General features: G+C 65.9%; 11 protein-coding genes. 6 read left to right on the top strand and 5 right to left on the bottom strand.

The annotated features are described in order from the left end of the window. Positions 1 to 107 precede the first annotated feature (107 nt). Positions 108 to 980: a LysR family transcriptional regulator gene (locus tag AAHB08_RS06515; RefSeq protein WP_342058459.1), complete on the bottom strand. Its 873-nt coding sequence runs from the start codon at positions 978 to 980 to the stop codon at positions 108 to 110. Positions 981 to 1,141: 161 nt separating this feature from the next. Between AAHB08_RS06515 and fdhD the strand changes: the two genes are divergently transcribed. The 3 genes from fdhD (at position 1,142) to AAHB08_RS06500 (ending at position 5,595) form a co-directional block, all read left to right on the top strand. Further along, on the top strand, positions 1,142 to 1,927 hold the full coding sequence (fdhD, locus tag AAHB08_RS06510) for a formate dehydrogenase accessory sulfurtransferase FdhD (protein ID WP_342058458.1): 786 nt from the start codon (positions 1,142 to 1,144) through the stop codon (positions 1,925 to 1,927). Continuing rightward, on the top strand, positions 1,911 to 4,208 hold the full coding sequence (locus AAHB08_RS06505) for an FdhF/YdeP family oxidoreductase (RefSeq protein WP_342058457.1): 2,298 nt from the start codon (positions 1,911 to 1,913) through the stop codon (positions 4,206 to 4,208). Before fdhD ends, AAHB08_RS06505 begins: the two co-directional genes overlap by 17 nt. Positions 4,209 to 4,467: 259 nt before the next feature. Beyond that, positions 4,468 to 5,595: a hypothetical protein gene (locus AAHB08_RS06500; protein ID WP_342058456.1), complete on the top strand. Its 1,128-nt coding sequence runs from the start codon at positions 4,468 to 4,470 to the stop codon at positions 5,593 to 5,595. Positions 5,596 to 5,607: 12 nt separating this feature from the next. On the opposite strand, the gene AAHB08_RS06495 is transcribed toward AAHB08_RS06500, so the two are convergent. Then, on the bottom strand, positions 5,608 to 7,182 hold the full coding sequence (locus tag AAHB08_RS06495) for a sensor domain-containing diguanylate cyclase (protein WP_342058455.1): 1,575 nt from the start codon (positions 7,180 to 7,182) through the stop codon (positions 5,608 to 5,610). A 135-nt stretch (positions 7,183 to 7,317) separates the two neighbouring features. Then, on the bottom strand, positions 7,318 to 8,220 hold the full coding sequence (locus AAHB08_RS06490) for a LysR family transcriptional regulator (protein ID WP_139438436.1): 903 nt from the start codon (positions 8,218 to 8,220) through the stop codon (positions 7,318 to 7,320). A 158-nt stretch (positions 8,221 to 8,378) separates the two neighbouring features. Here AAHB08_RS06490 and AAHB08_RS06485 point away from each other — a divergent pair, with 158 nt between their 5' ends. Next, the gene (locus AAHB08_RS06485; protein WP_342058454.1) at positions 8,379 to 9,812 is read left to right on the top strand and encodes a glycoside hydrolase family 1 protein; all 1,434 of its coding nucleotides are present in this window, start codon (positions 8,379 to 8,381) and stop codon (positions 9,810 to 9,812) included. A gap of 86 nt (positions 9,813 to 9,898) precedes the next feature. Here the strand turns inward: AAHB08_RS06485 and AAHB08_RS06480 are convergent, their stop codons facing one another. Then, positions 9,899 to 10,657, bottom strand: a complete 759-nt coding sequence (locus AAHB08_RS06480; protein ID WP_319913657.1) for an SDR family NAD(P)-dependent oxidoreductase — start codon at positions 10,655 to 10,657, stop codon at positions 9,899 to 9,901. A gap of 124 nt (positions 10,658 to 10,781) precedes the next feature. Here AAHB08_RS06480 and AAHB08_RS06475 point away from each other — a divergent pair, with 124 nt between their 5' ends. Then, a complete protein-coding gene (locus AAHB08_RS06475) occupies positions 10,782 to 11,705 on the top strand; it encodes a LysR family transcriptional regulator (protein WP_342058453.1) in 924 nt (307 codons plus the stop codon). On the opposite strand, the gene AAHB08_RS06470 is transcribed toward AAHB08_RS06475, so the two are convergent. Then, positions 11,685 to 12,695: a helix-turn-helix transcriptional regulator gene (locus tag AAHB08_RS06470; protein WP_342058452.1), complete on the bottom strand. Its 1,011-nt coding sequence runs from the start codon at positions 12,693 to 12,695 to the stop codon at positions 11,685 to 11,687. The two genes, AAHB08_RS06475 and AAHB08_RS06470, sit on opposite strands and share 21 nt — an antisense overlap. Positions 12,696 to 12,926: 231 nt before the next feature. Here AAHB08_RS06470 and AAHB08_RS06465 point away from each other — a divergent pair, with 231 nt between their 5' ends. Then, complete coding sequence (locus AAHB08_RS06465; protein ID WP_342058451.1) at positions 12,927 to 14,963, top strand: glycoside hydrolase family 3 protein; 2,037 nt, start codon at positions 12,927 to 12,929, stop codon at positions 14,961 to 14,963. Positions 14,964 to 14,989: the final 26 nt, after the last annotated feature.

Below are 14,989 nucleotides of genomic sequence, written 5' to 3'. Positions count from 1 at the left end.
TAATGAAAAAACGCCCTCAGGGGCGTTTTTTCTTGGTCAGCGCAGGCTTGCTGGAGAAGGCGGGTGGTACTCGCATTGAGACTCGTAGCCCTGCACCAAGGGAGGGCTCAGGCCTGCAGCAGGGCGAGAAACGCCTTCATGGCGGGGGTGACGCTGTGTTTGCGGGTGATGAAGGCGATGGTGCCTGCGCTCGCATCGACCAGGGGGTGGCAGGGCAGCTTGAAGAGCTGCTGGGCGGTGGCGGCGATGCCGGCGCTGACCACGGCGCAGCCGAGCCCGTGGCTCACTCCGTTGGCCAGGTGGAACAGGGAGTCTGTCTCCAGCACCACCCGCAGGCTGAGCTGCTGGCGGGCGGCGGCCTCGTCGAGGTAGCGGCGAAACTGCATGGTGGCGCTCGGCAGGATCAGGGGGAGATCCTGCAAGTCCGCCAGCCTCAGAGGCTGGCTCGGGGCGAGGTGCGGGGGCCCCAGCAGGGCCATGGGGTTGGGGTGGCGAAGCTGGACGTCGAGGGCGCGGCGCTGATGCTCGGTGAGCAGCTCGTCAAAGCCAAGGCCGATGTCGGTCTGGTGCAGATCCAGCTGCTCGAGCAGGGTGCCGTGGGTCATCACCGACAGGCGCAGGCTGACCTTGGGGAAGGCGTCGTTGAAGCGCTTGAGCAGCGGCATGATGTCGATGCTCGACTGGGGCACCATGCCGATGCGCAGGACCCCCGACAGCGCACCGCCAAACAGGCTCAGCTCCTGGCGCATGGCGTCCTGCTCCAGCAGCATGCGCTCGGCGTGGCGCAGCACCACTTCCCCCGCCTGGGTCAGGGCCACGAACTGGCTGTTGCGCACCACCAGCTCGGTGCCGAGGGATTTTTCCAGGGCGGTGATGCTGGCGGACAGGGTCGGCTGGGTGATGAAGCAGGCCTTGGCCGCCTTGGCGAAGTGGCGGTGCTGGGCCAGCTCGTAGAAATAGTGCAACTGCTTGATGTTCATCGAAGAGGAAGCGCCTGGCGTGGAGGATGACTGACAAAGTTAATCAATCGACATCGTCATGGCAATAGAGGTTGTCTATCAGTGAATAGATTTGTTTCATTGGTTTTGGGGGAGCGACTTATCTAAACTTGAGGCCCGAATACACGTTATAAGCGTCTCGCATGATCCCATTCAATTCACGGTTGCCCAGGCTGGATGAGCTGGTGGAAGAGGTGGCCGTGTCCGTCAACATCAACGGCATCAACCACGCCGTCATGATGGCCACCCCGGATGATCTCGACGACTTCGCCATCGGCTTCCTGTTTGGCGAGGGGATCATCGGGGGCAACCACGATGTGCACGACATCCAGAGCACCCCGTCGGAGCAGGGGGTGGTGCTCGAGATCACCATCGCCAACCGCTGCCTGGCCGAGCTGGGGCGACGCAAGCGCCGCCTGGCCGGAGCGAGCGGCTGCGGCATCTGTGGGGTGGAGGCCATCGAGCATGCGCTGCCCGAGCTCACCTCCCTGACCCCGGGTGCCCCCCTGGATACCGAGCGTTTGCGGGACTTGCGCGAGCGCATCGCCCCCTGGCAGAGCAAGGCCCGCCAGAGCGGCGCCCTCCATGCCGCCCTGGCGCTGGACGAGCGCGGCGAGATCCTGGCCTGCCGGGAAGACATAGGCCGCCACAATGCCCTGGACAAGCTTATCGGCATGCAACTGCGCCAGCCCGCGCAGGCCGCCACCCTGGTCATCACCAGCCGCTGCGGCAGCGAGCTCATTCACAAGGCGGTGCAATTTGGCGCCGCCCACCTCATCAGCCTTGCTTCTCCCAGCCAGCTCGCGGTGCGACTGGCCCTGAAATACAACCTGACCCTCATTCATGTGCCCAGATCCGATGCCCCGGTCTGCTATGCCAGCCCCCGCGCCCAGGATCACGTTGGAGACTCCCATGTCCAGTCATATTGAGAAACCGGCCAAGGCCGGCGGCTTTTCCTCCCTGCAGTCCACCTTCAAGCAGGTGCTGCAGAGCCAGAAGACCCGGCAGAACATCAAGAACCTGCTGCGGGTCAACCAGACCGACGGCTTCGACTGCCCCGGCTGCGCCTGGGGTGACAACAAGCAGGGGGCCTTCCAGTTCTGCGAGAACGGCGCCAAGGCGGTGGCCTGGGAGTCCACCGGCAAGACGGTGGGGGCCGCCTTCTTCGCCGAGCATTCGGTGCGCCGCCTCTCTGCCCAGAGCGACTACTGGCTCGAATACCAGGGACGACTGACCGAACCCCTGCGCTACAACCCGGCGACCGATCACTACGAGCCGGTAAGCTGGGATCAGGCCTTTGCCCTCATCGCGGACAAGCTCAAGCGCCTGGCCAGCCCGGACGAGGTGGAGTTCTACACCTCGGGCCGCGCCAGCAACGAGGCCTCCTACCTCTATCAGCTGTTCGGCCGTCTCTATGGCACCAACAACTTCCCGGACTGCTCCAACATGTGCCACGAGGCGAGCGGGGTGGGGCTGATCCAGTCCGTCGGGGTGGGCAAGGGCACAGTGGTGCTCGATGATTTCGACGCCGCCAAAGCCATCTTCGTCTTCGGCCAGAATCCGGGCACCAACCACCCGCGCATGATGAACGCCCTGCGCAAGGCGGCGCGCCAGGGGTGCCAGATCGTCACCTTCAACAACCTCAAAGAGGTGGCCCTCGAGCGCTTCGCGAGCCCCCAGAGCCCGGCGGAGCTCTTGACCCCGGCGGCCACCCGCATCAGCCACCAGTACCTCACGCCGAAGCTTGGCGGCGACATGGCGGCCATTCGCGGCATGGCGAAATACATCCTGGAAGAGCAGGGGGGGCGCATCGATCTCGCCTTTATCGAGCAGCACACGGTGCACTTTGACGACTACCTGGCCCAGGTGAAGGCCACCGGTTGGGATCAGATCGAGGCGCAATCCGGGCTGGATCGCGAGGCGATCACCCGGGCGGCGCAGATCTTCGCCCAGAGCGAGCGCGTGATCAGCTGCTGGGCCATGGGGATCACCCAGCACAAGCACTCGGTCGACACCATTCGCGAAATCGTCAACCTGCACCTGATGTGCGGCCAGATTGGCAAGCCGGGGGCCGGGCTCTGTCCGGTGCGCGGCCACAGCAACGTGCAGGGCAACCGCACCATGGGGATCAACGAGAAACCCAATGCCGCCTTTATCGATCGCCTGGAGCGCCGCTTCCCGGTGGGCCTCAAGCGCACGCCGGGGCACAACGTCTACGAGGCCCTCAAGGCCCTGCACGGCGGCAAGAGCAAGGTGCTCATCTGCCTCGGGGGCAACCTGGCGGCCGCGGCGCCGGACACCGACTTCACCTATGAGGCGATGCGAAGGAGCGAGCTCAACGTGCAGATCAGCACCAAGCTCAACCGCAGCCACCTCATGGTCTCCAAGGATGCCCTGATCCTCCCCTGCCTCGGCCGCACCGAGCTCGACACCCAGCGCGCCGGGGTGCAGAAGATCACCGTGGAGGACACCTTCAGCATGGTGCACGCCTCCACCGGCATGAACGAACCGGTCTCGCCGCTCTGTCTCTCTGAAATCGACATAGTCGCGCGCATGGCCGAGGCGACCCTGGGCCGCGATCTCGTGGACTGGCTGGCGCTGCGGGACGACTACGCCCTGCTGCGGGATCTCATCGCCGAGACCATCGCCGGCTTTGACGACTTCAACCGCCGCATCGAGGAGCCCTGCGGTTTCCATCTGGAGAACAGCGCCGCCCTGCTGCGCTGGAATACCCCAAGCGGGCGCGCCGAGTTTCGGGCGAGCCGCTTGCCGGACTCCATCCTGCCCGAGTGCACCAGCCACGCGGAGCAGATGGTGGGCGAGCCCGTGCTGCTGCTCCAGAGCCTGCGCTCCCACGATCAGTACAACACCACCATCTACGGCATGGACGATCGCTACCGCGGCATCAAGGGGCGGCGCAACGTGGTCTTCATGAACGAGGAGGATGCCCGTCGCCTGGGGCTGGCCGAGGAGCAGCAGGTGGACATGACCGCCATCTGCAATGACGGGCGCGAGCGGGTGGTGCGGGGGTTCAGCGTCATCTTCTACGAGATCCCCAGGGGCAACATCGCCGCCTACTACCCTGAGACCAACCCCCTGGTGGCCATAGAGAGCATAGGGGAGGGCTCCTTCACCCCCACCTCCAAGTCGGTGCCCGTGCTGGTGACCCCAAGCCAGCCACAGGCCGCCAGCCTCGCCGTCAATCTGTAAGCATCCGCGTACGAACCCCTGCCCAGGCAGGGGTTTTTTCATGCCAGGTATTCGCCCGGGCCTCTCGTTTGGCGAAGCTGTACGGCGATTGTATGGCGCACCATATTGCTGTGGTGGGGGCCTGGGGATGCCGTTATGCTGCGGCCCTCTTCCGGCCCCTGATGCAGGGCGGCCGGCAACCTGAACCCGGACGCGCCTGCCAGGCAGGGCGGCCAAGCGCCGCCGGTTTGCCGTGCGCTACCCTGTGCGGAACCCACACATGCGCTATGCAATCTCTCCCCTGATGGCCGGCCTGGCCCTCACCCTGGCGGCCAGCCCCGCGATGGCGGCGGATCCCGCCAAGGAAGAGGCGCAGCCGCGCCGTGACGAGCGCGAGGCAAAGGGGGATGAGCCGCCAGAGGAGCGTTCCCCCTGGCTGTTCGTGCCTCTGCTGAGCTCCAGCCCCAAGCTGGACACGGCGGCGGGCCTGATGGTGGGTTACCTGCACCGGTTCGATGAGGGCTCGCGCCCGTCCCTGTTCACCCTGTCCGGCAAGTACACCACCTCGGACTCCCTCATCACCAGCGCCTTTGCCAAGACGTCGTTCGGCGCGGATCACCACCGCCTCGTCGGTGGGGTGATCGTTGGCGACATCAACAACAGCTATCAGGACTACCTCGGCACCGGTCGTGCCCTCGAGACCGAGGATCACTTCCGCTCCGCCTTCCTGCGCTACCTCTATCGGGTGGAGGGGGACTGGTTCGTCGGCGGCATGGCGGCCTACTCCAACTACGAGATGCAGGGACAGGATCTGCAATCGGATCAGATCCTGGAGGAGCTGGGGCTGGAGGGGTTCACCTCGGGGGGGCTCGGGCTGGCGGTGCAGCACGACTCCCGGGACAGCGACTTCAGCGCGACCCGGGGCTGGTATTTGAACGTCAACAACCTGGCCTACCGGGAAGAGCTGGGGGGAGAGGGGGACTTTGACATCTACCGGGTCGACTACAGGGGCTACTGGCGCCACGGGGATGGCCATGTGCTCGCCTGGCGCAATCGCAACCAGTTCTCCCACAACGCGCCGAGTGGCTCCTATTCCCCCATCTACCTGCGTGGCTACACCCCGGGGGAGTACCTGGGCCAGCACATGTCGGCGGTGGAGGTCGAGGAGCGCTACAAGCTGGCCGAACGCTGGACCCTGACCGCCTTCGCCGGGGTGGCCTGCCTCTACGGGGACGCCGTGAACGGGGAGTCCCTCGACTGCTCCGACAGCGCCAACATCTATCCCGCCTGGGGGGCTGGCGTCCAGTACCTGCTCAAGCCGGAGGCGGGCATAGTCGCCAACCTCGAGTATGCCATGGGCAAGGACGACAACGCCGGCATCTACCTCAAGATGGGCTACAGCTTCTGACGCCGGGGGGCCTCAGGCGCCGGCCACCACCACGCAGTTGCGGCCCCTGTGCTTGGCCTGATAGAGCGCCTTGTCCGCCTGCTTGAGCACGGCACCGAGATCGCTGGCATCCCCAGGCCAGTGGGCGATCCCGAGGGAGATGGTGATGCGCCCGGCCTGATCCATCTCGTGGCCCGCCACCGTCATCCGCAGCCGCTCGGCGATCCGCTGTGCCTGCACCAGGGAGACCCCGGGCAGCAGCAGCAGGAACTCCTCGCCGCCGCTGCGGCACAGGGCGGCATCGGCGCGCAGATCCCGCTGCATCAGGGTCGCCAGGGCGACGATGACGGCGTCACCGACGTCGTGGCCGAAGTGGTCGTTGATCCCCTTGAAGTGATCGATATCGAGGGCGATGACCGCCAGGGGTCGGGACTGTGCCTGATAATCGTCCAGCATCTGCTGCATGGCCCGCCGGTTGAAGAGGCCCGTCATGGGATCGGTGTGGCTGTCGGTGTGCAACTGGTCAATCTTGGTGTTGAGCAGCCCCAGCCCCTTGAGAATGGCCTGCTTGAGCTGGGCCGCCTCGAAGTACCAGGCGCGGATGCTGGAGATGTTGGAGGCCGCCTCCTGCTGATCCATCAGCCTGGCCCGGTTGGCCAGCTGCCGCAGGGGCCGGGAGATGATGGTGGCTGAGAGCCAGATGGCGAAGAGGATGAAGAGGGTGACCGGGATCATCCCCTTCAATATGTTGAGCATCTGCTGATCCAGCCCGGCCAGGGTGGCGCTGCGGGGGCGCTGGGCCACCACTCCCCAGCCCGCACCGGCCACCGGGGCGAAGCCCGCCAGCATCTCGGTTCCCCGGGAGTTGAACACGCTTTGTGCCCCCTGCCGCCCCTGCAACACCTCGTCCACCACCGCATTCTCACCTATCTTCTGGCCGATGCGCTTGGGGTTGGGGTGGTAGATCAGGGTCTTCTGCCGGTCGACCACGTAGAGGTAGGAGCCATCCTGGTAGTAGTGCTGACCCAGCAGGCTGGAGAGCACGCTGGCGGATTCCAGGTAGATGCTGCCGGCGACATAGCCGAGGTAGCGCCTGTCTGTCGAGAACACAGGGTAGGAGAGGCTGATGAGGTAGTTGCCCGAGAGGGAGACCAGGGGATCCGAGATGGTCGGCTGCTGGTTGGCGAGGGTCTGGCGGGCGCTGCGGGAGGTGAGCTTGGCCCCCTTCACCTTCAGGGTCTCGGGGGAGACGGCGACTATGGTGGACTCGGTGTTGACTATGGCCACCGAGTTGAAGGTGTTGGTGCGCTCGCGCAACTGGGTCACCTCCTGCTCCAGCCCCTTGACGTCGTTGGCCTGCAGCAGCGGCGCCAGCAGGGTGGCGCTGTAGGCAAGCTGCTCCTGGGCCGCATTCAGCATGGCCTCGGCGGAGGCGGCCAGCTTGGTGGCATAGACACGGTTGGCCTCCAGGGTACTGTCGATCAGCAGTTGTCGCTGTGCCTGATGGATGGCGTAGAAGCTGTTGCCGAAGGTGGCCAGCACGCCGAGCACGGCCAGGGCCAGGATGAGGCGGTGGAGATCAAACCTCAGCAGCCAGTGAGATAGCATCGGAGAAACGAGTCCTTGTCGGTTGGCGCCGGGCGCCGGGGCCATGGTGCAATTTTACGGGGGCTGGCTGCTCAAAAGCTACCGTTAATGTGGTTCTCGAACGATGCCGTGTTGTGAACGGCGACCATGGCCGCGTCAGGACTCTGCCCCGCCCTGATCACCCAGGACGGTGAGGGCTGGATCACCGAGCTCGGCCACCGTCTGCCAGAAGGGGGCGATGAGGGGGTTATCTCCTCCCGGCGGGCGAATGAGCCCTATGATCCAGCTCGCCTCGGCCTCCCCTAAGGGCAGGGTGATGACGTCCGGGTGCTCTATGGTGGTGGAGGAGGGCACCAGGGTCCAGGCGATGCCCGCCGCCGCGGTGGCGATGCCGGCGGCGAAGTCGTTGACGTACTGGATATCCCCAAAACGCAGCCCGCTCTGGGCCAGGTAGTGCACGAACTGATCGTGGAAGGAGGGGGCCTTGTCCCGGCGCAGTATGGCCAGCGGCTTGTCCAGCAGATCCGAGAGCCCCGTCACCCCCTGGTAGCCGGCGGGCAGCACGGCGACGAAATGGGCGCGCACCACGGGCAGCACCGGCCAGCCCTTGGGGGCGGGCAGGCGGCAGAAGCCGAGATCCAGCCTGCCTTCACTGAGTGCCAGCAACTGGTGATGGGTGGAGAGATCGTTGAGCTCTATGCCGACCCCGGGGCGGCTGGCCCGAAAACGGGCGATGGCCGCGGGCACCAGCAGCTTGGTGGCGACCCCGAAGCCGATGCGCAGGGTGCCGCCATTGCCCGCCAGCACGTCGCGGGCGGTGCGACCGAGCTGCTCGCTCTGGGCCACCAGGGCGCAGGCATCCCCGTATAGGGCGCGCCCGAGGGGGGTGAGCCGGGTGCTGCTGGCGTTGCGCTCGAACAGCTCGCCGCCAAAATCCGTCTCCAGCCGCCGGATCTGTTTGCTCAGGGCCGACTGGGTGATGTGCTGGCGCGCCGCCGCCTGACCGAAGTGCAAGACCTCCCCCAGGGTGACGAAGGCCTTCAGATCCCGCAACTCCATCACGACTCCTTCATTCCTGCTTGGAATATTGAATGGCAAAAATTGTCATTGGACGGAATTCTAGAACTGTTCGATGCTGATGCCAATTCGTTTTGACGCCCGCCAGTGCCCCCAGGGGGAGAGGCGGCACCATCCTCAAGCAGCAGGAGACAAGCCAGATGCACCATCCCAAGTTCAACGACTTCCCCGCGGATTTCCTCTGGGGGGCCGCCTCAGCCGCCTACCAGGTGGAAGGGGCCTGGAACGAAGACGGCAAGGGCCCCTCGGTGTGGGATCTCTTCACCAAGTTGCCGGGCAAGACCTTCGAGGGCAGCAACGGGGACGTGGCGGTGGATCACTACCACCGGGTGGAAGAGGACGTGGCACTGATGGCCGAGATGGGGCTCAAGGCCTACCGCTTCTCGGTGAGCTGGCCGCGCATCTTCCCCAATGGGCGCGGTGAGGTGAACGAGGCGGGGCTCGCCTTCTACGAGCGGCTCATCGACGCCCTGCTGGCCCACGGCATAGAGCCTGTGCTGACCCTCTATCACTGGGACCTGCCTCAGGCGCTGCAGGACGAATACGGCGGCTGGGAAGACAGGCGCATCATCGACGACTTCGAGCGCTACTGCGTCACCCTCTATCAGCGCTTCGCCGGCAAGGTGAAGTATTGGGTCTCCCTCAACGAGCAGAACTACAACCTGACCAACGCCTACCAGCTCGGCACCCATCCGCCCGCGGTGCAGGACAGGAAGCGCTTCTTCGCCGCCAACCACATCGCGTTCCTGGCCAACGCCCGGGTCATCAAGGCGTTCCGCCAGCATGTGCCAAACGGCCTGATTGGCCCGAGCTTCGCGTACTCCCCCGCCTATCCGGCCTCCTGCGCCCCGAGCGACATGCTGGCGTTCGAGAATGCCGAGGAGTTCACCAACCTCTGGTGGCTGGATGCCTACTGCTTCGGCCGCTACCCCCAGGCGGCGCTCGCCTACCTGAGAGAAACCGGCGAGGCTCCCGAGATACTGCCAGGGGATCTCGAACTGCTGCGCGAAGGCACCCCCGACTACATAGGCGTCAACTACTACTACACCCTGACCTTCACCGACAATCCCCTCGGCGGTCAGACCATGCAGCGCATCAACACCACGGGGCAGAAGGGCACCACGCCGTCGAGCGGCGTTCCCGGTCTCTACAGGACCACCCCCAACCCGCACCTGGAGACCAGTAACTGGGACTGGGCCATCGATCCCACCGGGATGCGCATCGCCCTGCGCCGCCTCTCGTCCCGCTACGGCCTGCCGCTGATGATCACCGAGAACGGACTCGGCGAGTTCGACAAGCTGGAAGCTGGGGACAAGGTGAATGACGACTACCGCATCGCCTATCTGCACAGCCACCTCAAGGCGTGCCAGGAGGCGATGCAGGACGGGGTCGAACTGCTCGGCTACTGCGCCTGGTCCTTCACCGACATCCTGAGCTGGCTCAACGGCTACCAGAAGCGCTACGGCTTCGTCTATGTGGAGCGCGACGAGCAGGGGGGGTCGCTTCGCCGCATCAAGAAGGAGAGCTTCCACTGGTACAGCCAGGTGATCGCCTCCGGTGGCAAGACGCTGTAAAGCGCCCATGCGCATGTTCTGCCAAATAACAGAAGGCCCCCTCAACCGAGGGGGCCTTCTGTTTTGTGTTGTTGGCGCAAGGCGGCCTAGATAAACATGCCCCCAGAGGCCTCGATGCGCTGGGCGGTGATCCAGCGGTTGTCGTCGGAGAGCAGGGCGGCGATGACACCGCCGATGTCGTCGGGCTGGCCGACCCGGCCGAGCGCCGTCTGGCTCGCGAGGAAGGCGTTGACCCCCTTGTCGTCGCGCACCACGCCGCCGCCAAAGTCGGTCTCGATGGCGCCGGGGGCCACCACGTTGACGGCGATGCCCCGGGGGCCCAGCTCCTTGGCCAGATAGTGGGTCAGCACCTCCACCCCCCCCTTCATGGCGGCATAGGCGGCGTAACCCGGCATGGCGAAGCGGGTGAGGCCGGTGGAGAGGTTGATGATGCGCCCGCCATCACGAAGCAGCGGCAGCAGCTTCTGGGTCAGGAAGAAGGTCCCCTTGAGGTGGATGTTGAGCAGGGTGTCAAACTGCTCCTCTGTGGTCTGCTCGAAGCTGGCGTGGATGCCGATGCCGGCGTTGTTGACCAGGTAGTCGAACTGCGGCCGTTGCCACTCCCGGGCGAGCAGTTGCGTCACCTCCTCAGCGAAGGCGGCAAAGGAGGCGCTCACCCCCACATCCAGCGCCAGGGCATGGGCCTGGACCCCGAGCGCCCTGGCCTCGGCCACCACGGCGGCAGCCTCGTCGGCCTGGCTGCGGTAGGTGATGATGAGATCCACCCCCTTGGCCGCGAGGGCGAGGGCGCTGTGTTTGCCAAGGCCACGGCTGGCGCCGGTGATGAGGGCTATGGGTCTGGTCATGGTGTGACTCCTGTGGGTGGCAAGGGCTCGGTGCGAGCCGACCGGATCACTGTATTGTTCCTTTATTGCCGGATAAATAGCGTGATAATGAAATCACTGTTCCGTTTGAAGAGACAATCAGCTCATGGATCAACTGGATGCGATGAAATTGTTCGTGCGGGTCGCCGAACTCGAGAGCTTTACCCGCTGCGCCGAGCAGCTGGGCATCCCCAAGGCGACCCTCTCCGCCGCCATCCGCCGGCTGGAGGAGCGCATGGGCACCCGGCTCCTGCTGCGCACCACCCGGCGGGTGCAGCTCACCACGGATGGCCAGCTCTGCTACGCCAGGTGCCGGGATCTGCTGGCGGACATGGAGGAGTTTGACGGTCTGTTTCGCCAGGGGGGCCAGATCTCGGGGCAGTTGCGGGTAGACATGCCAAGCCGGATGGCGCGCCATCTGGTGATCCCGGCGCTGCCCGCCTTCCTGGCGCAGCACCCCGACTTGCAGCTGATGCTGAGCAGCACGGACAGGCGGGTGGATCTGGTGCGCGACGGCTTCGACTGCGTGGTGCGGGTGGGGGCGCTGGAGCCCTCCAGCCTGGTGGCGCGGCCCCTCGGCCACTATCGCCAGATCAACTGCGCCAGCGCCGCCTACCTGGCCCGTCACGGGGTACCGCAGACCCTGGCGGATCTGGCCGATCACCGGCTGGTCCATTATGGCTCCGGGCAGGGGCGCAGCGAGCCGGGGTTCGAGTACCAGCTTGAGGACGGCAGCCGCGCCCTCCTGCCGATGGCGGGGGCCCTGATGGTCAACGACAGCGAGACCTACCTGGCGGCGGCGCTGGCGGGGCTTGGCATCATTCAGATGCCGAGGGTGGGGGTGGAGGCGTTGCTCGGGCGTGGCGAGCTGATAAGCCTGCTGCCCCAATGGCAGGCGCCGCCGCTTCCCATCCACGCCCTCTATGCCCATCGCCGCCAGCTGGCGCCCAGGGTCCAGCTCTTCATCCACTGGCTGGCGGCGCTGCTCGCCCGGGCCCTGGCCGGGGAGTCAGAGCCGGCAGCGCCTTGAGCGGTATTCGCTGGGGGAGAGGGCGAACGCCTCCTTGAAGAAGCGGGTGAAGCTGCTCTGGCTGGCAAACCCGAGGCGCCCGCCCACCTCCTGCAGCTGGAGGCCGGGATCCTGCAGCAGCCGGCAGGCCTCCTCCCTTCTCACCTGCTCCAGCAGGGCCGAGAAGTGGCACCCCTCCTCGCGCAGGTGGCGGTTGAGGGTCCAGCGGGTCAGCCGGAGGGCCTCGCAGATCCCCGCCAGCAGGGTGGGGGAGTCGACGCTCTCCTGCCAGAGCCGCTGGCGGATGAGTCCGAGCACCCGCTCCCGATAGTGGCTGCTCGGGCGCAGCAGCCGCATCTGGCCGTCGAGCTCCCCCAGCAGCAGGGGTTGCAGGGGGCCGTTGCAGCCGCCGTGGGCGAGATCGAGCAAGGCCGCGGGGAAGCGCAGCTCAAAGCCCTCTCCCCGTTGCAGCCGCTCCCCCAGCCAGGCCCCCAGCTCGCGCCACAGTCTGGGCCGCACCGGGGTGGGCAGCACCAGCTGGCCCTGGCCGGGGTGGTAGAACTGCAGCAGGGCATAGAGGTGGCCGAGATTGGCCAGGCTGCTCATGGCGATCACGTCCGGGTGATCGGACTCCGAATGGTAACCGAGCCTGGCCTGCCCCTCTTCCTCCCGCAGCACTATCCGATCGCACTCGCCGATGAGGGGGCGATAGGCGAGGAAGAAGTGCAGGGCCTGGCGCAGGGTGGCGGCGTTGCAGCACAGGCTCGCCAGCGGCAGGTAGTCGGCAAAGAGCCCCGAGAGCGAAGGGGGCGACCACTTGTGGGTCATGTCCAGATGGGGGGCGACCTGGGTCAGCAGCCGGAAGTGGCGCTGGGCGTCGATCCGCCCCTGGGGGAGCAGCAGCTCTTCTCTGGCAATCCCGGCAGCTTGCAGGAGCTGGGCCGGATCCCGCCCCTCTCTCTGCCAGTGGTTGAGGCAGTGCAGGGCTATCCGGTTGGAGACTGTCTTCACGGCGAAAATCCTTGTCGGCGGTGGCCCACCATCATCCGCCAACGGCCATGAATTGCCGTGAGCCAGGTTCGGCTTCATGTTTCAGAAATGTAACCAAGGGTAACCCTGCAACCCTTTTCACACTTTTCGAACTTGCTCCCAACCGGCAATTCCCTGCACCCGCAGGGCAAGTGAGGCGGGCCGATTTTGCATACAGTGGCCACTCCTACACACACAAGGAAGATAACAATAATGAAATACCACTCGCTCTCCCGAACCCGCGTCGCCCTCGGCATAGGGGCCCTGCTGCTGGCAGGGTGCAATGACAACGACTCCACCCCCAAGCCGGAGCAGCCCACTCTGGGCCACCGCACCGTCAGCCTGATCGAGCAGGATGGCCTGCAATTCAAGGATCTCGATGGCAGCGGCACCCTGACTCCCTATGAAGACTGGCGCCTTGGCGCCGCCGAGCGGGCCCGGGATCTGGTGGGCAGGCTCTCCCTGGCCCAGAAGGCGGGCCTGATGATGCACGGCACCCTGGTGCTGGACGCAGACGGGCGGGTCAACCTCACCGCCATGGAGAAGATGCTGCGGGAAGACGGCGTCAATACCTTCATCACCCGCATGGCGGGGGATCCGGCGGCCATCGCCGACGACAACAACCGGCTGCAGGCCCTGCTGGAAGGGGTGGGGCTCGGCATCCCCATGACGGTGAGCACGGATCCCCGCAACCACTTCACCCATGATCCCAACGCCACCAGCATAGGTGCCGGGGCCTTCTCCCAGTGGCCCGAGACCCTGGGGCTCGCCGCCATCGGCGATGCCGCCCTGGTGCAGCGCTTTGGCGACATCGCCCGCCAGGAGTACAGGGCCGTCGGTATTCACGAGGCCCTCTCTCCCCAGGCGGATCTCGCGACCGAGCCGCGCTGGGGCCGCATCAACGGCACCTTCGGCGAGGACAACCTGCTCGCCAAATCCCTGGTCAAGGCCTACATAGAGGGCTTCCAGCAGGGGAGCGACGGCATAGGCAAGGAGAGCGTGGTCACCGTGGTCAAGCACTTCGCCGGAGCCGGTCCCCAGAAAAACGGCCTGGATGCCCACAACCCCTGGGGCAAGGAGCAGGTCTACCCGGGCGGCCAGTTCGCCTATCACCTGGTGCCCTTCGAGGGGGCCTTCGAGGCCAGGGTGGGGGCCGTGATGCCCTATTACGCCCTGCCCGAGGGGCTGACCTATGAAGGCCAGGCCATCGAGGAGGTGGGCTTTGGCTTCAATCGCCAGATCCTCACCGACTTGCTGCGGGGCCACTTCAAGTTCGACGGCGTGGTGCTGAGCGACTGGGGCATAGTCAACGACTGCGACAGCCGCTGCGAGCAGGGGCTGACCCAGGATGAGGTGACGGCGGGGGTCAGCCCCTGGACAGTGCCCTTTGGCATGTCCTGGGGGGTGGAGAAGCTCACCAAGGCCGAGCGCTACGCCAAGGCCATCGACGCCGGGGTGGATCAGTTCGGCGGCGTGGAAGATCCCGCCCCCTTGCTGGCGGCGGTGCAGAGCGGCCTGGTGACCGAGGCGGCCATCACCACCTCGGCCGAGCGGATCCTGGAACAGAAGTTCGCCCTGGGGCTGTTCGAGAACCCCTATGTGGATACCCAGGCTGCGGTGGCCCTGGTGGGCAAGGCCGAGTTCCAGCAGGAGGCTCAGGCCGCCCAGGCGGCGTCCCACGTGTTGCTGAAGAACGAGGGCTCGTTGCTGCCGCTCAAGGCGGACGGCAAGCGGGTCTACCTGCATAACGTCAACGCCGAGGTGGCCGCGGCCAACGGCTACACCGTAGTGACCGAGCTGGCCCAGGCCGATCTCGCCATAGTGCGGGTCAACGCCCCGGGTGAGCAGGATCCCCGCTTCCCGTTTGGCAGCATCCACTTCGGTCAGCTCGGCTTTGCCAGCGCCGATCAGGTGGTGCAGGAGACGGCCCACGAGGGGGTCTACCGCGGGGCGGACGAGTACGCCGCCATCCAGGCCATAGCGCAGGCCGGGGTGCCCATGGTGCTCTCCGTCTATCTGGACAGGCCCGCCATCCTGACCGAGGTGGCACCGGCGGCCCAGGTGCTGCTCGCCAACTTCGGTGCCCTGGATCAGGCGCTGTTCGACGTCATCAGCGGCAAGGTCAAGGCCAACGGCAAGCTGCCCTTCGAGCTGCCCTCCAGCTGGCAGGCGGTGCAAGACCAGCACCCGGACGTGGCGAAGGACTCCGCGAACCCGCTCTACCCCTATGGCGCCGGCCTGGCCTATTGAGGGCGAGCCCTGCATCCATCATCAAG

It is taken from the genome of Aeromonas sp. OTU364 (assembly GCF_038440395.1).
Taxonomy (GTDB): domain Bacteria; phylum Pseudomonadota; class Gammaproteobacteria; order Enterobacterales; family Aeromonadaceae; genus Aeromonas.
The sequence above is the reverse complement of the archived record's forward strand: the minus strand, read 5'-3'. Positions and strand labels throughout refer to the sequence as shown.